21 protein-coding genes are annotated in these 20,744 nt (G+C 42.9%); 6 read left to right on the forward strand and 15 right to left on the reverse strand.

Annotation, left to right across the window (positions count from 1 at the left end; translation table 11 throughout):
• The first annotated feature begins 33 nt into the window (after window positions 1-33).
• On the forward strand, window positions 34-1,446 hold the full coding sequence (gene atpD, locus ACOYVE_RS05440; RefSeq protein WP_014857022.1) for a F0F1 ATP synthase subunit beta: 1,413 nt from the start codon (window positions 34-36) through the stop codon (window positions 1,444-1,446).
• The gene (locus ACOYVE_RS05445) at window positions 1,443-1,844 is read left to right on the forward strand and encodes a F0F1 ATP synthase subunit epsilon (RefSeq protein WP_014857023.1); all 402 of its coding nucleotides are present in this window, start codon (window positions 1,443-1,445) and stop codon (window positions 1,842-1,844) included. The genes atpD and ACOYVE_RS05445 overlap by 4 nt, the downstream gene beginning before the upstream one ends.
• 54 nt (window positions 1,845-1,898) lie before the next feature.
• Here the strand turns inward: ACOYVE_RS05445 and ACOYVE_RS05450 are convergent, their stop codons facing one another.
• The 3 genes from ACOYVE_RS05450 to ACOYVE_RS05460 all read right to left on the reverse strand — a co-directional run bounded on the left by ACOYVE_RS05450 (window position 1,899) and on the right by ACOYVE_RS05460 (window position 3,298).
• A complete protein-coding gene (locus tag ACOYVE_RS05450; protein WP_041356616.1) occupies window positions 1,899-2,507 on the reverse strand; it encodes a superoxide dismutase in 609 nt (202 codons plus the stop codon).
• Between the two features lie 129 nt (window positions 2,508-2,636).
• The gene (locus ACOYVE_RS05455; RefSeq protein WP_226990955.1) at window positions 2,637-3,014 is read right to left on the reverse strand and encodes a HesB/IscA family protein; all 378 of its coding nucleotides are present in this window, start codon (window positions 3,012-3,014) and stop codon (window positions 2,637-2,639) included.
• Window positions 3,011-3,298 (reverse strand): hypothetical protein, encoded by a 288-nt coding sequence (locus tag ACOYVE_RS05460; protein WP_014857026.1) that lies wholly within the window; start codon window positions 3,296-3,298, stop codon window positions 3,011-3,013. Before ACOYVE_RS05460 ends, ACOYVE_RS05455 begins: the two co-directional genes overlap by 4 nt.
• Window positions 3,299-3,511: 213 nt before the next feature.
• On the opposite strand from ACOYVE_RS05460, the gene ACOYVE_RS05465 reads away from it, so the two are divergent.
• Window positions 3,512-5,701 (forward strand): sodium-translocating pyrophosphatase, encoded by a 2,190-nt coding sequence (locus ACOYVE_RS05465; RefSeq protein WP_014857027.1) that lies wholly within the window; start codon window positions 3,512-3,514, stop codon window positions 5,699-5,701.
• A 121-nt stretch (window positions 5,702-5,822) separates the two neighbouring features.
• On the opposite strand, the gene ACOYVE_RS05470 is transcribed toward ACOYVE_RS05465, so the two are convergent.
• From ACOYVE_RS05470 to ACOYVE_RS05525, 12 genes are all read right to left on the reverse strand, one after another.
• The gene (locus ACOYVE_RS05470; protein ID WP_422881172.1) at window positions 5,823-6,542 is read right to left on the reverse strand and encodes a hypothetical protein; all 720 of its coding nucleotides are present in this window, start codon (window positions 6,540-6,542) and stop codon (window positions 5,823-5,825) included.
• Between the two features lie 109 nt (window positions 6,543-6,651).
• Window positions 6,652-8,163 (reverse strand): NADH-quinone oxidoreductase subunit N, encoded by a 1,512-nt coding sequence (locus ACOYVE_RS05475; RefSeq protein WP_014857029.1) that lies wholly within the window; start codon window positions 8,161-8,163, stop codon window positions 6,652-6,654.
• A 6-nt stretch (window positions 8,164-8,169) separates the two neighbouring features.
• Window positions 8,170-9,768: a complex I subunit 4 family protein gene (locus ACOYVE_RS05480; protein WP_014857030.1), complete on the reverse strand. Its 1,599-nt coding sequence runs from the start codon at window positions 9,766-9,768 to the stop codon at window positions 8,170-8,172.
• A gap of 41 nt (window positions 9,769-9,809) precedes the next feature.
• Window positions 9,810-11,903, reverse strand: a complete 2,094-nt coding sequence (gene nuoL / locus ACOYVE_RS05485; protein ID WP_014857031.1) for an NADH-quinone oxidoreductase subunit L — start codon at window positions 11,901-11,903, stop codon at window positions 9,810-9,812.
• Entirely contained in the window at window positions 11,900-12,208 is a 309-nt protein-coding gene (gene nuoK / locus ACOYVE_RS05490) for an NADH-quinone oxidoreductase subunit NuoK (RefSeq protein ID WP_041356078.1), read from the reverse strand. Before nuoK ends, nuoL begins: the two co-directional genes overlap by 4 nt.
• Window positions 12,209-12,223: 15 nt before the next feature.
• The gene (locus ACOYVE_RS05495; RefSeq protein WP_014857033.1) at window positions 12,224-12,733 is read right to left on the reverse strand and encodes an NADH-quinone oxidoreductase subunit J; all 510 of its coding nucleotides are present in this window, start codon (window positions 12,731-12,733) and stop codon (window positions 12,224-12,226) included.
• Window position 12,734: 1 nt separating this feature from the next.
• The gene (locus ACOYVE_RS05500) at window positions 12,735-13,283 is read right to left on the reverse strand and encodes a NuoI/complex I 23 kDa subunit family protein (protein ID WP_014857034.1); all 549 of its coding nucleotides are present in this window, start codon (window positions 13,281-13,283) and stop codon (window positions 12,735-12,737) included.
• A 16-nt stretch (window positions 13,284-13,299) separates the two neighbouring features.
• Window positions 13,300-14,367: an NADH-quinone oxidoreductase subunit NuoH gene (gene nuoH / locus ACOYVE_RS05505; protein ID WP_422881174.1), complete on the reverse strand. Its 1,068-nt coding sequence runs from the start codon at window positions 14,365-14,367 to the stop codon at window positions 13,300-13,302.
• Window positions 14,367-15,482, reverse strand: a complete 1,116-nt coding sequence (locus tag ACOYVE_RS05510; protein ID WP_014857036.1) for an NADH-quinone oxidoreductase subunit D — start codon at window positions 15,480-15,482, stop codon at window positions 14,367-14,369. Before ACOYVE_RS05510 ends, nuoH begins: the two co-directional genes overlap by 1 nt.
• A gap of 18 nt (window positions 15,483-15,500) precedes the next feature.
• On the reverse strand, window positions 15,501-16,031 hold the full coding sequence (locus ACOYVE_RS05515; protein WP_014857037.1) for an NADH-quinone oxidoreductase subunit C: 531 nt from the start codon (window positions 16,029-16,031) through the stop codon (window positions 15,501-15,503).
• Window positions 16,028-16,519 (reverse strand): NADH-quinone oxidoreductase subunit B, encoded by a 492-nt coding sequence (locus ACOYVE_RS05520; protein WP_014857038.1) that lies wholly within the window; start codon window positions 16,517-16,519, stop codon window positions 16,028-16,030. Before ACOYVE_RS05520 ends, ACOYVE_RS05515 begins: the two co-directional genes overlap by 4 nt.
• A 2-nt stretch (window positions 16,520-16,521) precedes the next feature.
• Window positions 16,522-16,932: an NADH-quinone oxidoreductase subunit A gene (locus tag ACOYVE_RS05525; RefSeq protein WP_014857039.1), complete on the reverse strand. Its 411-nt coding sequence runs from the start codon at window positions 16,930-16,932 to the stop codon at window positions 16,522-16,524.
• Between the two features lie 172 nt (window positions 16,933-17,104).
• Between ACOYVE_RS05525 and ACOYVE_RS05530 the strand changes: the two genes are divergently transcribed.
• Genes ACOYVE_RS05530 through ACOYVE_RS05540 form a run of 3 tightly spaced genes read left to right on the forward strand, consistent with a single transcriptional unit; the run spans window position 17,105 to window position 19,958 of the window.
• The gene (locus ACOYVE_RS05530) at window positions 17,105-18,250 is read left to right on the forward strand and encodes a Re/Si-specific NAD(P)(+) transhydrogenase subunit alpha (protein ID WP_014857040.1); all 1,146 of its coding nucleotides are present in this window, start codon (window positions 17,105-17,107) and stop codon (window positions 18,248-18,250) included.
• Between the two features lie 20 nt (window positions 18,251-18,270).
• Entirely contained in the window at window positions 18,271-18,555 is a 285-nt protein-coding gene (locus tag ACOYVE_RS05535) for an NAD(P) transhydrogenase subunit alpha (RefSeq protein WP_014857041.1), read from the forward strand.
• A gap of 8 nt (window positions 18,556-18,563) precedes the next feature.
• Complete coding sequence (locus ACOYVE_RS05540; protein WP_422881178.1) at window positions 18,564-19,958, forward strand: NAD(P)(+) transhydrogenase (Re/Si-specific) subunit beta; 1,395 nt, start codon at window positions 18,564-18,566, stop codon at window positions 19,956-19,958.
• The last annotated feature ends 786 nt before the right edge of the window (window positions 19,959-20,744 follow it).

The raw sequence follows: 20,744 nt of genomic DNA on the forward strand, positions 1-20,744 counted from the left end.
ACATCAAAATTTTTCAAAATAGGTAGATAAAAAATGGCTTTGAAAGAAGGAATTATCGTTCAGGTTATCGGTCCTGTTGTCGATATCGACTTTGAGGACGGACATTTACCCGAAATTTACAATGCAATTAAAATCCCAAGAACCAATCTGGAAGGCAAGGAAGACGAACTTATAGTCGAAGTTCAACAGCATTTGGGCGAAAGCCGCGTAAGAACCGTTGCAATGGATACTACGGACGGGCTTGTAAGGGGAATGAAAGCATACGATACCGGAAATCCGATTTCCGTTCCCGTCGGACCGGAAACTTTGGGACGATTGATTAACGTGATCGGCGAAGGAATTGACGGACTTGGCGAAATTAAATCAGAAAAGAAATACCCGATTCACCGACATGCGCCTAAATTCGAAAATCTTTCTACCAAACAGGAAATGTTCGAAACCGGCATTAAAGTTATCGACCTTTTAGAGCCTTATACAAAAGGCGGTAAAACCGGTTTGTTCGGAGGCGCCGGCGTCGGAAAAACGGTTATTATACAGGAATTAATTCATAATATTGCTAAACAGCACGGCGGATACTCTGTATTTGCAGGCGTTGGTGAAAGAACGCGCGAAGGCAACGATCTTTGGCTCGAAATGAAAGAATCAGGCGTATTGTCGAAAACGGCTCTTATTTTCGGTCAGATGAACGAACCTCCGGGAGCGCGTCTTAGAGTCGGATTGACGGGATTGACAATTGCAGAATATTTCCGCGACGAAGAAGGAAGAGACGTTCTCCTATTTATCGATAATATATTCCGTTTCACTCAGGCAGGATCGGAAGTTTCGGCGCTGTTGGGACGTATGCCCTCGGCGGTGGGATATCAGCCTAACCTGGCGACGGAAATGGGCGAATTGCAGGAACGAATTACTTCGACATCAAAAGGCTCTATTACGTCCGTTCAGGCAATCTATGTCCCAGCAGACGACCTTACAGACCCCGCTCCGGCTACGGCATTCTCGCACCTCGACGCTACTACGGTTTTGAGTCGTCAAATAGCGGAACTCGGTATTTATCCCGCAGTCGACCCGCTCGATTCCACTTCGAGAATTCTTCAGCCTGATATCGTCGGATGGGAACATTATAATGTGGCTCAGCAGGTAAAAGAAATTTTGCAGTCGTATAAAGATTTGCAGGATATAATTAATATTCTCGGTATGGATGAATTATCGGAAGAAGATAAAACAATTGTCAGACGCGCCAGAAGAATTCAAAGATTTCTCAGCCAGCCGTTCCACGTAGCGGAGCAATTTACAGGCACTCCCGGTAAATACGTGAAACTCGAGGATACAATCCGCAGCTTCAAAGAAATTCTGGAAGGAAAATACGACGACCTTCCCGAACAGGCGTTTCTTTATGTTGGTACGATTGAAGAAGCCGTTGAAAAAGCAAAAAGATTGCAAAAATGAAAGAATTCGAGCTCGAAATAATTACGCCTTCGAAAGTGGCGTATAAAGGAAAGGTAAATGCCGTAACAGTTCCCGGAACGTTGGGCAGTTTCCAGATACTGTTTAATCACGCTCCTCTTCTGAGTTCTTTCGAAATAGGACGCATTAAAGTCAAGCAAGGAGAAACTACTTCCGAATTTACAACCGGAGGCGGTACTGTGGAAGTTCTTGATAATCGAGTTCTTATTCTTGCCGATAGTTTCGAATCGAAGGAAGAGATTGACGTAGAAAGAGCGAAAAGCGCATATCAAAGGGCAAAGGAGAGATTGAGCAGTCATTCCAAAGATATCGACATATCCAGAGCGGAAGCCGCATTGGCGCGCGCCATTAACAGACTTAAATTTACGGGAAATCTATAAAAAAAGGTCATCTCCTGTAAAGAGATGACCTTTTAAAGTTAATACTTGCCTTTATTATTTAACAGAATCGAATCTTTTAGCTACTTCGTCCCAATTTACGACGTTCCACCAATTAGTGATGTATTCCGGTCTGCGGTTCTGATATTTCAGGTAGTAGGCATGTTCCCATACGTCCAGCCCCATTACAGGGAAACCCTGAACTTCGGCTACATCCATTAACGGATTGTCCTGATTGGGCGTCGATGTTACGACGAGTTTGCCGTTGCTCAATACTAACCAGGCCCAGCCGGATCCGAAACGCGTCGCAGCCGCATTGTTGAATGTTTCTTTGAATTTTTCGAACGAGTCGAAAGTTCCGTTAATTGCGTCTGCCAGAGCGCCCGTGGGCTCGCCCCCTTTATTCGGTCCCATTATCTGCCAGAACATCGAATGGTTATAATGTCCGCCGCCGTTATTGCGAATGGCAACCGGAAGTTTGGAAACTGTTTTGAATAACTCTTCGAGAGATTTACCCTCGTATTCCGTCCCTTCTACGGCTTTGTTGAGGTTATTTACATAGCCCGCATGATGTTTGTCGTGATGTATTTCCATTGTGCGCGCATCTATATACGGTTCCAAAGCGTCGAAGGCGTATGGCAATGCCGGTAATTCGAATTTACTCATAATATTTTTACTCCTGTTGTTAATGATATTATTATTTGAAAAATTATCAAATTTATTTATGATTGGCGTTAAGGAAAAGATTCCCAGCGCCGAAAGAAATTTTCTTCGTTCCATTATAACCCTCTGAATTTACACTCCGAACGATTCGCCGCAGCCGCAGGTTTTCTTTGCATTCGGATTATTGAAAACAAATCCTCTGCCGTTCAAACCGTCGCTGAAATCGAGCACAGTGCCGCTCAGATAAAAGAGGCTTTTGCCGTCTATGTATAATTTCAAGCCGCCTTTTTCGATAACTGCGTCGCCTTCTTTCGGTTCGGCGTCGAATCCGAGTTGATAAGTCAAGCCTGAACAGCCTCCGCCTTTAACTCCGACACGGAGTCCGTGCGTATCCGGAATATTATTTTCCTTTTTAAGTCTGTTAACCTCATTGATGGCTTTTTCAGTTATATCTATTTCCGATTTAATGTTTGTTTCGGTAGTCATATTAGAAACCCTTTCTAATTTCATGCTGCTGTATCTGTAACATTATCAGACGGCAAAAAATTCAAAAACCAGGCGTTATTGGAAATTTTTTTCAAAATATTTTCGCCTACGAGATAATCCGCAAAATCGTAGGCTAATTTTTCCGACTCGGTGTAAGAAAGCTTTTTGCCTTTCGATTCGAAGTATGCTTTTATAGCGTATTGTAAATCTCTGAGGAATATATTCGATTTCTCTTCGATCGGATATTTGCCTTTCATAAAATTGAGAAATATTACTTTCGAGTTCTTCAATTCGTCCAGACAATTCATATTAACTCCTTAAAAATTTAATAATTATCGAGCCGTAAACTAAAAAAATGATGCGAATAAAAAAAGAAGTTAAATTTATCCTAATTTTTTTATAATTTTGTGTAATATGTTATTTTCAAAATAGATTAAACACCAAAATATATAAATAGGTTCATAGTAAGATGGGGGAGATTCAAGAATTAACTATTTCTAACAACAATAGTTGGAGTAACTATGGTAAGTAGTATATTTTGGCTTGTTCCCGTTTCCTCTATTCTGGCTCTCGGATTCGCCTGGTTTTTCTTTTCACAAATGATGAAAGAAAGCGAAGGCACCGACAAAATGAAAAGCATAGCTTCTTATGTGCGTGAGGGAGCTATGGCATATCTGAGACAACAGTATAAAGTTGTCGGAATCTTTTTCCTCGTTATAATGGTAATCTTTTTGATTCTTGCATATGGTTTCAATGTGCAGAATCCATGGGTTCCTTTTGCGTTTATCACGGGCGGTTTCTTCTCGGGTTTGTCCGGATTTTTCGGAATGAAAACCGCTACATACGCATCTGCGCGTACGGCTAATGCCGCAAAGGAATCATTAAATAAAGGGCTTCGCGTTGCATTCAGAAGCGGCGCGGTAATGGGACTTGTAGTAGTCGGTCTCGGTTTGCTCGACATTTCAATCTGGTTCCTGATCTTAAATGCAGTCTATCCGGCTGCTACCGACGCTCATAATTTGGTAGTTGTAACGACTACAATGTTGACTTTCGGAATGGGAGCTTCCACACAGGCGCTTTTTGCAAGAGTGGGAGGCGGTATTTTTACAAAAGCTGCAGACGTAGGCGCCGACCTTGTCGGTAAAGTAGAAGCCGGAATTCCGGAAGACGATCCGCGGAATCCAGCAACAATTGCCGATAACGTAGGCGACAATGTTGGAGACGTGGCCGGAATGGGCGCAGACCTTTATGAATCGTATTGCGGTTCGATTCTGGCTACCGCGGCTCTTGGAGCGGCTGCATTCATAGACGCCCCTGATTTACAAATGAAAGCTGTTTTGGCGCCGATGCTCGTAGCGGCAGTCGGTATTATTCTTTCGATTGTCGGTATTTTTGTCGTAAGAACTAAAGAAGACGCAACGCAAAAAGATTTATTGAATTCGTTATCGCGCGGTATTAATTTCAGCTCGGTTCTTATAGTTGTTTTTTCGCTTGTTATTGTAAAATTACTCGGACTTGAAAATGCATGGGGCATCTGGGGTTCGATCGTTACTGGTCTCGTTACGGGTATTGTTATAGGAAAAGCAACCGAATATTATACATCGCATTCGTATAAACCGACTCAGAAGATAGCCGATTCTGCTCAAACCGGTCCCGCTACGGTTATCATTTCCGGTTTAGGCGTAGGAATGTTATCGACTGCAATTCCTGTTCTTGCCGTAGCGGTCGGTATTATTCTAGCATTCTTGTTTGCCACAGGATTTGACATAACAAATATTAATATGGGACTTTACGGCATCGGTATTGCCGCAGTCGGAATGCTTTCGACGCTCGGTATTACACTTGCAACCGACGCATACGGACCGATTGCAGATAATGCGGGCGGTAATGCGGAAATGAGCGGTCTCGGTCCAGAAGTTCGTAAAAGAACCGACGCGCTGGACGCTCTCGGAAATACAACCGCGGCTACGGGAAAAGGCTTTGCTATCGGATCGGCTGCACTGACTGCTCTGGCTCTGTTGGCTTCCTACGTTGAAGAAGTTAAAATCGGTTTGATTAGAGCCGGTCAAACAGTTCTCGAAATCGGCGGCGAAACAATAGAGACGCAAAGAGCTTCAATAATGGATTTTATGAATTATTACAACATCAATCTGATGAATCCGAATGTTTTGATAGGAGTATTTATCGGTTCGATGATGGCGTTTATGTTCTGCGGTCTTACAATGAACGCAGTCGGCAGGGCGGCAGGTAAAATGGTCGACGAAGTGCGCCGTCAATTCAGAGAAATCAAAGGCATTCTCGAAGGCAAAGCCGAACCTGATTATGCAAGCTGCGTTGCAATATCGACTAAAGGAGCTCAACACGAAATGGTGCTTCCGTCGATGCTCGCCATCCTTGCTCCGATTGTAACCGGTATTATTTTCGGCGTATCCGGCGTTATGGGATTATTGGTCGGCGGTCTCGGCGCGGGATTCGTGCTCGCAATTTTCATGGCTAATTCCGGCGGCGCATGGGATAACGCAAAGAAATATATCGAGGAAGGACATCTCGGCGGTAAAGGTTCCGAAGCTCACAAAGCCGCTGTTATCGGCGATACCGTAGGCGATCCTTTCAAAGATACTTCCGGTCCCAGCCTTAACATTCTTATTAAATTAATGAGCATGGTTGCCATCGTAATGTCGGGATTTACCGTAGTATTTCACATTCTTTAAGAAATAAAATATTCTTTTTATCAAGGGGCGGTTCTCTCTATTAAGAGTACCGCCTTTTTTATGCGTTAACGTGCAATATCTAAACGGAGGAAAATAAAATGTCGAAAAACCGGAAAAATGGTTATCGATTATTCGTAGGGAAATACGTCAATCCGACCGAAAAACCGTTGCTGTCGTGACCGGGATTGCGTTCCGAACCGTAATAATTTCCGTTTGAAAAGTGCGCGTGCCAGATTCCGACGACGAACATAAATGAATTGTAAATCTTAAATTCGGCTCCGATGCCGTACTTTGGGCAACCGTTGAGACGAGTCCCTTCCCGCATGTCGCCGAAAAAGCCCGACGGTTTCGGAAAATTATCCGCAAAATAGATCAATCCCACTCCGCTTGAGAAAAAGAATTTGAAACTGTCTCGGTAGTAAGGATAGAATCTGAAAAATGGTCTTATGCCGAAGCCGGAAGTATTATTTATATTATCGGAAACATGCGCTTGAGTTATTTCTATTCCAACGGACATATATTTTCTCAACATGAAATTAATGCCAACATTGGAGTGAAAAAGATCGGAAAAGCTGCCGTAATACCCTTTGGTATATCCGAAATCTCCGTAAATGCTTAATTTATGCGTAAGGGTTGAATCAACGCTTGTAAAAATCAAAACTGCGCCTGCCGCAACAGCGGGCAATATGATTCCGTTTGCAGTATGTAATGAAACCGGACTGACACCGAGAGGATTCTGATACCATTTAGTGAAGGGCGGTAATTTGCCGAATTCCTGTGCGGAAGTATTATTAATAACACAAAACGACAGAACGAGAATAAATATAAATTTTCTATTCAAGATATAAAACCGTCGGTTTGGTTAATAAACCATGATGAATCGGAGTTGTCCCTTGTTTCTTAAATAGGGAAGATATCTGTTACATAATAATTGTTAGATCCGAATATTATCAGATGCCGAGTATAACCAGGCAGCTTTTTGCAAAATCTACCACCGGCTGGAAGTAAATACCGAATAAAATAACCGGAACGGCAAGTGCCAGCACAATTACTGTTTCGATCAAATTCGGTTTAATAGCCGGAGTGTCGGGTTCCGGTTTAACCAGATACATATGCTTAAGTACGCGGACGTAGTAGTAAAGCGAAACAACGGTGTTGAGAAGCGCAATTACGGCGACTGCAATCATCTTGGCGTCTACCAACGCGATAAAAAGATAGAGTTTGCCGATAAATCCCGCTGTAGGAGGTATGCCCGTAAGCGATACAAGAAAAATTGCCAGCGACACGCTCAAAAGAGGAGAAGTGTATCCCAATCCGTTGTAGGAATTGATATCCTCTGTGCCTATTTTATTGGCAATCAACATGACGACGAGAAAAGCGCCGAGATTCATTATCAGATAAAACGCAAAATAGATTAATACGGCGAGTAAACCCTGATTGGAAAATACGAGTACGCCTAGCAGCATGTAGCCGGCATGTGCTATACTCGAATAAGCCAGCATTCTTTTGAGATTATCCTGCCAGAGAGCGGAAAAGTTACCCAGGGTCATTGTAAGGATTGAGATTACTATAAGCACGGATTGCCAATCGAAAACGTTAATCAGATTCCATGCGCCGCTTGCATCGGTATAAGAAACGAATGTTGTTTTTATAAAACGGATTAAAAGCGCGAAGCCTGCGGCTTTGCTTGCAACCGACAGAAAAGCTGTAATTGTTACGGGTGCGCCTTCGTAAACGTCCGGAGTCCAGAAATGGAAAGGCGCCGAAGAAATTTTATATCCGATACCGGCAAATATCAAGATTACCGCAAATGATAACGTTAAGAGATTGATGTTCGGTCCCTGTATGAGAGAATTAATTACATAAAGGTTCGTGCTGCCTGTCATACCGTATAAAATTGAAATGCCGAACAACATTAAGCCTGACGAAACGGCTCCGTATATCAAATATTTCAGCGAAGCTTCGCTGTTTCGTTCTCTCAATTTCAAAAAGCCTGCAAGAACATAGGAAGATAACGACAGGAGTTCCATTGACAAATAAATCAGAATTAAATCGGAAGCGGAAATCATGAAAAACATTCCGATAATCATACCGTAAATCAAAGCATAATATTCGCCGATTCTTTTTTCGGCTTCTTTTAATTCGACCGATGAAAACGAAAATAATACTATGAACAATGACGACAAAAGAACGAGCAGTTTGAAAAAGTGCCCGAAAGAATCGACTGCCACAAGACCGTAATTCCTGATTGTGCCGTTGAAAATAAAAGCAAAACCGGAAGAATCGAAATTGAATAATAAAATGAAGAAGGAAACAATGATTCCGGCAAGGGCAATAAATTTAACCGGCGCTTTATTATTATGATATATCAAATCGGCTGCAATCAGAATTACAAATACAACCGAAAGAACCAGTTCAGGTAAAATTAAATTTAACGATTGATATAAATTTGTCATTTCCATCAATGTTTAAAACCCGCTTAATGTGGTCGAAACGTTAGAATGAATAAAATTAACCAGAGTATTTACGGATGTATTCATAATGTCGAGCATTGCCGAAGGATAAACTCCCAGGAAAATAATTATCAAAGAAAGAGGCACGAACATAATGTATTCGCGTTTATCCAGATCGGGCAGCGAAGCCCATTTTTCGTTCAACGGTCCCAGGAAAATTCTTTGCAATGTCCAGAGCATATAACCGGCGCCGAGCAGAATTCCGAGCGTGGAAATAATCGTAAGTATTCGAATTAAATCGACGCTGAAAGCGCCTACGAATACAAGCGCCTCGGAAATAAATCCGCTCAATCCGGGCAGTCCGATTGCGGCAAAGAACGCCACTGTCACAAATCCGGAATAGACCGGCATTTGAGCGGCAAGTCCGCCGAAATCGTAAATGCCGCGTGTGTGAGCTCTGTCGTATACAACGCCTACAATCAAGAAGAGCATTGCCGTAATTGTACCGTGATTGAACATCTGTAGAATAGCGCCGTTAATTCCTGTCGAAGTCAACGATGCCATTCCGAGCAATACATAACCCATGTGAGAAATCGAAGAATAAGCTATTAACTTTTTGAAGTCCTTTTGCGCCAATGCAACGAGAGCTCCGTAAATAATATTTATCATTCCGAAGAGGGCAATATACCAGATCAAATCTTTAGTTATTTCCGGAAAGATCGGGTAGCTGATTCTCAAAATACCGTATGTGCCCATCTTCAAGAGAACGCCGGCAAGGATAACCGAAATAGGCGTAGGCGCTTCTACGTGAGCGTCGGGCAGCCACGTGTGGAAGGGGAACATCGGTATTTTTATCGCAAAACCGACAAACAACGCCAGATAAGCTATGAATCTCAGATTATGCGGATTGAAAGGAGAGAGAATGCCGTCCGGCGTAAAATTGCTTTGATTCATCAATGCCAGCAAGTTGAAAGTGAAAACTTTCGATCCGTCAGCCAATGTTTCGGTTGCGCTGAAATAGAGACCTATCATAACAAGGAGCATGAAGACGCTGCCGAACAATGTATAGATAAAGAACTTAATAGCCGCATATTCTTTTCGGGGACCGCCCCAGATGCCGATCAAAAAGTACATCGGTAAAAGCATCAATTCCCAGAAAATGTAGAATAAAAAGAAATCGAGCGCGACAAAAACACCCATCATACCGGTGTCGAGCAGTAAAAAGAGCGCGAAATAACCTTTGACCGATTTTTCGATGTTCCAGGAAGAAATTGTAGCGATAAATGAAATGATCGCGGTCAAAAGAACCATCGGCATACTAATTCCGTCGATGCCGAGGAAATAGTCGATTTTAACGGTTCCGAGCCATGAAATTCCTGTTATTTCAATCCATCTGAATTTTTCTATGAATTGGAAAGATTTCTCTTCGAACACTCCCGCTGCCGAATAATTGTAATTGCTCAGGAGAATAATTGCCAGCACAACCTGCAGAGCGGTTATTGCCAAAGTCGTATAGCGAATGGAATTTTGTTTATCCTTTGGCAAAAAGAGTATTATTATCATCCCGGCAATCGGGAGAAATGTTATTAATGAAAGTATCGGAAATCCCACCATATCTAATAACCTGTTTTTTTAATTTTTAATTAATCAGTAATCTAAAACGGTTTAAAGAAAAACAATAAAATTATTACCGAGAATACCACCAGTACAACATAAGTCTGAACTTTGCCTGTCTGAAGTTTCTTGAAAGTCAATCCGAGGAAACCGCTGAAGAAAGCGGAAAAATTTACCAACCCGTCTACGACGTATGTATCGAAAAGTCCGCTTAGTTTTGATACGAAACGGGTAACATAAGCCGAACCGTTTACAATTCCGTCGACTATATTATTGTCGAACCAGGCGAGCGCTTTGCTGAAATTCAATGTTTGACCGATAAACGTGGCTTCGTAGAGTTCGTCGATATACCATTTGTTTAGCGAAAAATTGTAAACCGGTTTTATTTTCTCGGTCAACTTGTCAACGTCAATCTTACGCCATTGATAGAAAACAAAAGCAATAAGAATTCCCAATCCGCCGAGCAACAACGACATTATCATTGCGGGATAATGAGCCCAGTGCATTGTCTCCGTATATAATTCCGAATTAACGATTTCGGAATGACCGTGAGCCTCGGTTTCCGCGGGAATCATAAAATCAAAACGGGTTGTATGCGGCGTTACCTGTTCCGGAGTTTTCACCCAGTTTCCCAAGAACCATCCGGCATCCGGAGCAAAAGGATTGGGCGTATAGAAAATGAAAATGGACAGAACGGCTAGAACTACGAGCGGCGCTGCCATTACGAAAGGAGATTCGTGCGCGTGATCGTATTTATGCCTGTCGCGCGGCTCGCCGTGAAAAGTTAAGATTACCAGTCTGAACATATAGAATGCCGTTAAAGCCGCTACTGTAAACCCGAAGAAAGGAATTAACCAGTGACCTGTCAATTTGCCGAATACGAGCGTACCGGCAAGAATTCCGTCTTTGCTTAAAAATCCCGATGTTAAAGGCACTCCCGAAATTGCAAGCGTGGAGATTAAAAACGTAATGTAAGTAATCGGCATTTTTTTACGGAGTCCGCCCATATGGCGAATATCCTGCTCGTGATGCATGGCGTGAATAACGGAGCCTGAACCGAGGAACAAACATGCCTTGAAAAACGCATGAGTAACGAGATGGAAAAAGGCGAATGCATAAGCGCCAACGCCGAGCGACATTATCATATAGCCGAGCTGAGAAATCGTCGAATAAGCCAGAACTTTTTTAATGTCGTTTTGAGTTATTGCAATTGTGGCTGCTATAAAGGCTGTAAACGCGCCGATTACTGCAATTACAAGCATTGCGTCGGCGGTTAACATCACAAATATCCTGGTAACGAGATAAACGCCCGCTGCAACCATCGTAGCGGCATGTATCAACGCGCTCACGGGTGTAGGGCCCTCCATTGCGTCGGGAAGCCACACATGCAGAGGGAACTGAGCGGATTTGCCGACTGCGCCCATAAACACTAAGATTCCAGCGGCTGTAAGCCAAGCTTCGCTGCCGAAGGGCAAAATGCCCGAAGAAATTTGTGAAAAGATCGAGTCGAACGAGAACGTTTTATAATTGAAAAAGAGTATCAAAATTCCAAGGAACATACCGATATCGCCGACGCGATTGACGATAAAAGCCTTTTTGGAAGCGTCGGCCGCCGATTTCTTTTCGAACCAGAACCCGATTAACAAATAAGACGACAGACCGACAAGTTCCCAGAAGATGTACATCATCAGAATATTGTCCGTAAGCACTATGCCGAGCATAGAGAAAGTAAAAATTCCGAGATAAGCAAAGTAGCGCGTGTATCTCTTGTCGCCGCGCATATATTCGATTGAATAAAGATGCACCAGGGAACTGATAAGATTGACCACGAACAACATTATTACGGTAAGATTGTCGATCTTAATTCCGAGTTCGATGTTCACATTGCCCGAAAGGGGAGCGGCTCCGAACGTTATCCATGTGAATTTCGAAATGATATCCGAATCTATAAAATAAGCCAACTTACCGTACATTACGATTATCGATAATAACAACGCTCCGAAGAGAATGCCAACTTCGAAAAGATAAAGTTTGGGAATCTTTTTACCGAAAAAGATAAGGGTTGTAAAACCGAGCAACGGCAAAAAGAGTATAATTACCGATAGATTTACTAATAAAGATTCTGTCATAATCATTCTTTTAATTTGTCGATTTCGTCTACGTTTACATTTGAAAATGTTTTATAGATATTCAAAACAATAGCCAGAGCGATTGCAGCTTCGGCCGCTGCCAGTATAATTATAAAGAGAGCGATTACCTGTCCGCTCAATCCGAAATTTCCGTAACGGGCAAAAGCCACAAAGTTTATATTGGCGGCGTTAAGTATCAATTCAATACCCATTAAAACCATGACGGCATTCTTACGCGTGACGATGCCGTAAATACCGAGCGTGAATAAAATTGCGCTTACTACCAAAAAATGTGTTAAACCTACGTGCATATAATTTACCAAATATTAATTGTTTTCTTCCGATTCTTCTCTGCGAGCTATCGAAGCCGCGCCGATAAGGGCTACAAGCAGAAGTATAGCCAGCAATTCGAATATCAATACGTAATTTGTAATCAGAATTTTGCCCAGACCGAAAATTGTTGTCGAAGGAATTTGAGCGTCGTAAGTTTTCCAGTCCGTCCAAGTCATAACAGCCCAGAGAATTCCCAACAAAACTCCGCTGCTTATTGCAGCCGGCAAAAGGTGAACCGCGCCGGTTCTGATATCGACGCTTGTTATTTTATTCGTTAGCATTACGCCGAAGAGCAACAGAATTAAAATTCCGCCGACGTAGACCATTATTTGCACAACCGCCAGAAAGTCGGCGCCGAGAAGGACATAAATTCCCGATATGCCGAATAAAGTTAATAACAGGCTGTAAGCCGAGTAGACAATATTCCGCGTCGTAACGACAATGAAAGCCGAAGCGACGGTAATAATGGCGAACAAGTAAAATATAATGTCGAAATAACTCATATCAACTCGGATTTTTGTCTTCTTTTTGTTTTGCTGCAGCGGCTTTCTGGGCTTCTTTTTCAGCCTGAAACTTTTCGAAATTAGCTTTCTTTTCTGCAGCTTCTTCTTCAGTTAAGTTCGAAAAATGATAAACCAAATTGCGTCTGTCGTATTCCGAAAATTCATATACGTCCGTCATATAAATACATTCCGTGGGGCAGGGAAAAACGCACAACTGACAGTAACAACATTTTGCAAAGTCGATGTCGAACTGCGTAACCCACAATGCTTTTTTCTTCCCGTTGGAAGTCGTCCCCAGATCTTCGCCCGGAACGGCTTTTACGGTCTCGATCGTAATACAACTCACGGGACAAGCTCTAGAACATTGGTCGCATCCGATACAGTCGTCAATATTTACATAAAGTCGGTTTCTTACTCGTTCGGGAAGAGGAACTTTTACGTCCGGATATTGGATTGTAACGGCGGGCGTGAAAAGATGTTTTAAAGTAATTTTCATTCCCACCAGCACGGTATAAAGCGCTTGCCATGTATTTTTCAAATATTCTTTCATTACCCGATCGCTTTGTTTATAGTAATGTGACTATTCCTACAATTATTAAATTTGCCACGGCATAAGGTATAAGATATTTCCAGCATACGGTCATCAATTGGTCGACGCGCAAACGAGGCAGCGTCCACCTCAACCACATCTGAACGAACACAAAGAATAAAGTTTTTGACACGAACCAGAATAATTGTTCAAACGGAACGAGCCATTCGGCTCCCAGCGTGTTGCCCAGGTATCCGAAAGGCGATTGATATCCGCCTAAAAACAGGATGGATACGATAGCCGAAACGGCGAACATATTGGCGTATTCCGAAAGCATAAACATACCCCATTTCATGCCTGAATATTCCGTGAAATATCCCGCAACCAGTTCCGATTCGGCTTCGGGAATGTCGAAAGGAGTACGATTGACTTCAGCCAATGTGCTGATAAACATAATTATAAACGCCACAAACATGAAAGGAATCAAAATAAACTTAGTTATGCCGAATTCCGGTCCTCCGAAAAGATTCCAATTCCAGAAATAAGCGGTTTGCTGTTGACTAATTTTATCGAGGCTGAGAGTTCCCGTATACATAACCATCGTAAGTACGACTAAAGCCGTCGGAATTTCATAACTTACTATCTGTGCTGCAGAACGCATCGCTCCGAGCAATGAATATTTATTGTTGGAAGACCATCCCGCCATTAAAATTCCCGCTACAACGAGCGAGGATATAGCGATTATATAAAATAAGCCTACTTCGATTTCGCTTCCTATGATTGCGCTTGAAAAGGGGATAGCGGCAAAAGCGGCAAAAGAACCTGCAAAGACGAGCACCGGCGCTATATTGAACAATTTCTTGTCGGCTTCTGCGGCAATTGTGTCTTCTTTTTGAATCATCTTGAGCATGTCGGCAATCGTCTGAAGCCACCCGTGCCAGCCGGTACGCATCGGTCCCAATCTGTCCTGCATATGCGCCGATACTTTACGCTCGAGCCAGATAGCAAATAATGCATAGAGCAGAATGATGGTTAAGGGTACAAGTGCGACAATCAATGTCGATATAATGGCATTTCCGGTTAAATTGTAGAGCGCTTGATACATTATCTGTCCACCTCGCCTAATACTATATCAATACTGCCTAAAATTGCGATAACATCCGCAACCAGATGTCCTTTGCAGAGTTCGCCGAGCACTTCCAGATTGACGAAGGAAGGAGCTCTAACTTTGACTCTGAACGGATTTGTAGAGCCGTCGCTTATAATGAAATAGCCGAGTTCGCCTCTCGGATTTTCTACTCGCTGATAAACCGTTCCGACCGGAGGCTTGATTCTGCGCGGGATAGCCGATTGAACGTCGCCTTCGGGGATTTTGTCGATTGCCTGCTCGATAATTCGGAGACTCTGTTCCATTTCGAGCACGCGCACATAGTATCTGTCCCAGCAGTCGCCCACAGTCCCCATCAGTCCCTGCCCGACGGGAACGTCGAATTCGAATCTGTCGTAGATCGAATACGGTTCGTCCTTGCGTAAATCGAACGCAAGTCCGCTTCCTCTGAGACTAGGACCTGTAACGCCGTAATTTATAGCGGTATCGAGAGGCAGCACGCCGATGTTGGCTGTCCTTTCGATAAAAATTTTATTGTACGAGAGTAAATCGTTGAGCTCTTTTATTGTCGGTCTGAATTCTTTTATAAATTCTTTTGTAAGCCGCACAAAGTCGGGATGGATATCGTGCGAGAGACCGCCTACCCACATATAATTATAGAGTAGTCGCGCGCCGCATGTCATTTCGAAAAGGCTTAGAATTTTTTCGCGGTCGCGGAAACAGTAGAGAAAGGGTGTAAAAGCTCCGATATCGAGTCCGAATGTTCCGATAGCAACCAGGTGCGAAGCAATTCTTTGGAGTTCGCCCATAATGACGCGAATATATTCAACTCTTTCGGGCACTTCGATACCGAGTAATTTTTCGACTGCAATCACATAACCGAAATTATTGTACATCGAAGCAAGATAGTCCATGCGGTCGGTATACGGAATTACCTGAGGATAAGTCATTGCTTCGGCGTGTTTTTCGAAGCATCTGTGCAGGTAACCGATATGCGGTTTTACGTCAACGATTAGTTCGCCTTCGAGTTCGAGTTCGAGTCTGAGCACACCGTGAGTGGAAGGGTGCTGCGGACCCATATTCAATATCATGGTTTCGGTTTTCAGAGCCATATTCTGTCAGTTTTATTGTTAATAAGGAACTTTCATTCCTTGATAAAATTCAGGATTCTTATAGTCTTTTCTTAGGGGATAACCGGCGTCCCAGTCGTAAGGCATCAGAATTCTGCGCAGATCCGGATGATTATTAAAGATTATCCCTAACATATCGTAAGCTTCCCGTTCGTGCCAATTAGCGGTTTTCCAAACGGATTCAACTGATTCGACCCGGGGTTCTTCCCGAGGTGTTGATGTTTTGAGTGTGATTTTGTGTTTGTGTTCAATTGAATAGAGATGGTAATAAACGCTTAAAGTGCCGCCTTTAATTATTTCGCCGCCGTCTTCGTCTTTAACTTTTTCGCCGTTTGCGTCGTCTACTCCGGATAAGTTCATTAAACTGTCGAACTTTAGTTCTTCATTATCTCTCAGGAAAAGGCAAACTTTATCGACTGAAGACGGGGTAACGGAGATAATCGGCTCGGTCGGTTGCTCCTTCTCGATACCGAGTATATCGTCGCCGAACTGATTCTTTAAGACATCGAAAATTTCTTCCGGATTTTTCATGCTCGCTTCTTGGTTAATGATTCGTGTCTGATTTTTTCCTGTAATTTAAGCAAACCTTCCAGCAGCGCTTCAGGACGGGGAGGGCATCCCGGCACATAAACGTCGACGGGAATTACGCGGTCGACTCCTTTCAAAACGTGATAACCGTGATCCCAGTACGGTCCGCCGCAGTTGGCGCAGCTTCCCATCGAAATAATATATTTCGGTTCGGGCATTTGCTCGTAAAGGCGTTTGATGCGAGTAGCCATTTTGAGCGTAACGGTGCCGGAGATAATAATAGCGTCTGCCTGACGGGGAGTGTTTCTTGGAATAACGCCGAAACGGTCGAAATCGTAGTGGGACGCGGAAGTAGCCATCATTTCAATTGCGCAACAGGCAAGACCGAAGCCCAATTGCCAGATAGAAGACAGACGCGCCCAGTTGAATAAATCTTCTACTTTTGTTATTACAATATTTCCGTCAGAAAATTCTTTATCTAATATACCCATGGTCAGTCGTTCTTATTTTTCAGGATTTCGTTGAGTCTAGGCGGTTTGGGTTTGGGACGAGCCCATTCGAGGTCGCCTTTGCGCCATTCGTAAGCCATACCTAGAACGAGCAGCAACAAAAATATAATTCCTACAAGGAAACCGTAGAAGCCCAGATCCTTGTAAACCAGCGCCCAGGGAAAGAGTAAAACAACTTCGACGTCGAATATTAGAAATATAAGAGCTACGACGTAAAAGCGGATATTAAATTTAACCCATGGCGAGCCTTCAGGATTTTCACCGCATTCGTAGATTTTCAATTTCTCGAAAGTCGGTCGGTTAGGCCTGACGATTTTTGCCACAAACAATGTTATTATTACAAAGATTGCGGCAAATAAAATAAATATGAGAATTTTTCCGAATTCAGTAAGCATTAGTCTTCAAAAAATTTGTGAGCAAAATAATACTTCGATGTATGATTGTCAAGAAATCGGATATCAAATTCTTCTATCTCATTTAATTTTTTTTCAATTGCAATTTTGATTTGTCTTCTATCGAGTAATTATTAAATTAGTTATGCTAATAAAAATAAACAGGAGAGATAAAGTGGTAATAGCTGTTCCAAAAGAGATAATGGCGGGCGAGAACAGAGTGGCGCTAATTCCCGATGTAGCTTCCCGGCTTATTAAAAAAGGATTCAAAGTGATCGTCGAGAGCGGAGCGGGAATGCGAGCAGGCTTTCCGGACGAAAAGTATAAAGAAGCCGGAGCCGGACTGATCGACAATCTCGAGTCACTCTATTCTCAGGCGGATATAGTAGTTAAAGTTCAACGGCCCGTCGAGCATCCCGAAAAGGGAAAACACGAACTCGAATTAATGAAAAAGGGAACCCTCTTAATTTCGTTTTTCTATTCGCTCCATTTTCCCGAAGTAGCAAAAAAAGCGGCAGAACTCGGAATTAACGTAATATCGATGGACGCCATACCGAGGACTACATTGGCTCAGCGTATGGACGCTCTCAGTTCGCAGGCAAACATCGCCGGCTATAAAAGCGTTATACTGGCTGCAAATCATCTGCATAAAATATTCCCGATGATGATGACTGCCGCAGGAACGATATCGCCTGCCAAAGTAGTTATAATGGGAGCCGGTGTGGCGGGACTATCCGCGCTCGGAACCGCAAAACGCCTGGGCGCCGTCGTAGAAGTATCCGACGTACGACCTCAGGTTAAAGAAGAAGTTCAGAGTTTAGGCGGCAAATTTATCGAAGTCCCGACAGACGAATCGATGCAGGACTCCGGCGGATATGCCAAAGAACAATCGGAAGAATTTCTCAGAAAGCAAAAAGAATTGATCTTCAAACATATAACCGAGGCGGACATAGTTATTACAACCGCTCTCATACCGGGTAAAAAAGCTCCGACTTTAGTGACGGAAGAGATGGTTAAAAATATGCGCCCCGGTTCCGTGGTTCTCGATATGGCAGTCGAATTCGGAGGCAATTGCGAAATAAGCGAAAAAGGAAAAACCGTTGTCAAGTACGACGTGACGATTATCGGGGAATCGAATTTGCCGAGCCTGGTGCCGTATCACGCCAGCGAAATGTATTCAAAGAATCTGTTGAATCTGATCGATTATACGAGCAAGGAAGGGCAATTCAATCATAATATGGAAGACGAAATAATTGGCGGCGCGACTATCGTTAAGGACGGTCAGGTTGTGCACGAAAGAACAAAGGCATTAATTCAATAATTAAATAAGAGGTTACAATAATGGAAAGTTTAGGTTTATTAATGCTGATTTATGTTTTTGTATTGGCGATATTCGTCGGCTTCGAATTGATTACAAAAGTTCCGCCGACGCTTCACACGCCGTTGATGTCCGGCTCGAATGCTATATCGGGTATTACGATCGTAGGCGCCATTTTAAGCGCGGGACTCGAAGAATTTACAATCAGCACAATTCTGGGTATGGCGGCAATGATATTTGCTACCATCAACGTTGTCGGCGGATTTCTGGTGACCGACAGAATGTTAAAAATGTTCAAAAAAAAGTGAGCTGAAAAATGAGAATCTTTATAGAAATTGCTTATTTGATATCTTCCGTCCTCTTCATCTTCGGAATTAAAAATTTGAGTTCGCCCAAGACCGCAAGAAAGGGCAACTTTCTTTCGGCTCTGGGTATGTTTATAGCAATCGTAGTAACTCTGCTCGATCAGCATGTTTTGACATACGAATGGATAATAATCGGATTCGTAATAGGCGCTCTAATCGGTTCTGTTATGGCTCTTAAAGTGCCGATGACGGGAATGCCGCAGATGGTAGGATTGCTCAACGGTTTCGGCGGCGGTGCTTCGATGCTCGTTGCCTTTTCGGAATATTATAAAGTGGTCAACTTTGCCATGTTTACGCACGACACTCAAACGAATATTACGCTTGTATTGAGTATTTTGATCGGCGGCGTTACATTTACCGGTTCGTTGATTGCATTCGGAAAGCTTCAGGGAATTGTAACGGGAAAAGTCGTAAGATATCCGATGCAGCACCCTCTGAACGCTCTGCTTCTGCTGCTTGTTATTGCGGGCGGAGTTTATTTTGTAATGGAACCCGAATTGGAATGGCTTGTGCTCGGTATCGGCGGAGTTTCGTTACTCCTCGGAGTTCTGCTCGTACTGCCGATCGGCGGAGCCGATATGCCGGTAGCTATTTCATTGTTGAACTCGTATTCGGGACTGGCTGCCTCGGCAACCGGATTCGTATTGCAGAACAATGAATTGATAATTGCGGGCGCCCTCGTGGGAGCTTCGGGAATAATTCTTACGAATATTATGTGCAAAGGCATGAATCGTTCTTTGATGAATGTTGTTCTCGGCGGTTGGGAATCGGCGGGAGCGGCGGGACCGGCAGCTGCAGGCGAAAGCCCGAAAGGTCAGGTTAAATCGGTCGACGCGGAGGAACTCGCAATGATTTTCGACGCCGCAGAATCGATAATAATCGTACCCGGATACGGAATGGCGGTTGCTCAGGCTCAACATGCCGTTAGGGATTTGTTCAATTTACTCGAATCGAAAGGGAAAAAAGTCAGATTTGCAATTCACCCCGTGGCAGGCAGAATGCCCGGACACATGAACGTGCTGCTGGCGGAAGCTAATATACCGTACGACAAAATGCTGGCTATGGAAGAAATAAACGACGACTTCCCGAATACCGACATTGCGCTTATAATAGGCGCAAACGACGTCGTCAATCCTGCGGCGCGCCACGATAAAAACAGTCCGATTTACGGCATGCCAATACTCAACGTCGATTATGCAAAAACAGTAGTAATCAATAAACGGTCGCTGAATGTAGGATATGCGGGCATCGACAACGAACTCTTTTTCTATCCGAATACTTTGATGTATTTTGGCGACGCAAAAGAAGCCATTACAAAACTTACGCACGAATTGAAAAACTATTGATTGTTAAAACGGAGGCTGTCTTATTGAAGACAGCCTCTTTCATTTCTCCAGTACAATTCCGCTTAAAATTCTCCGCTTGATAATTACGCCATATTAAAATAACTTAACTCTAACATTAATCGACGCTATTATATGAGGGCTATTTACACGCAAAATTTATCCGGAATCCCCAAAACGATAGATGATAATAAATGGTCGGCTGAGAGAGTTATATGATTTTATAATGATAAAGTAATTGTGTTATTCGTAAATATAAGCGAAAAAAATCTGGTATAATAAAATGTTAATGAAAACTGTCGGTGCATTAATAGCGGTAATATTGATTTTTATTCAGTTCAATGATTTGTTCGCTCAAAAAGCGCTTACAGAAGAAGAAAAAAAATAAAATTCTTTCTAATCTCGATAGTCTAAATAGTAATAAGTATTTAGATGCAATTGACAATGCAATAAGATTTAAATTATATGAAGCTGTTACTAAATTAGAAAACAAGAGTAGGAGAATAAATTATGCAAGGTATGGTAAAGCTATTATTGATAGCCTTATTTTTATGTAATTTAGTGCATTCCCAAACGCTCCCGGAAGAAGCCAAAGAAAAATTACTGAGCAGAATAAATGAAGACACATATGATAGTGTAATAGATTCAATAAGAGAATTTAATGTGATCTTGCCCCCATCTTGTAGACAGACAGAAAAGCAACTATATTTAAATTAAAACAAATATAGGAGAACACTAAGATGGGACAAACAAGAAGAACCTACGACAAAGAGTTTAAGCTATCGGCAG

Origin of the sequence: Melioribacter sp., assembly GCF_049325435.1 — a bacterium.
Lineage (GTDB): Bacteria > Bacteroidota > Ignavibacteria > Ignavibacteriales > Melioribacteraceae > Melioribacter > Melioribacter roseus.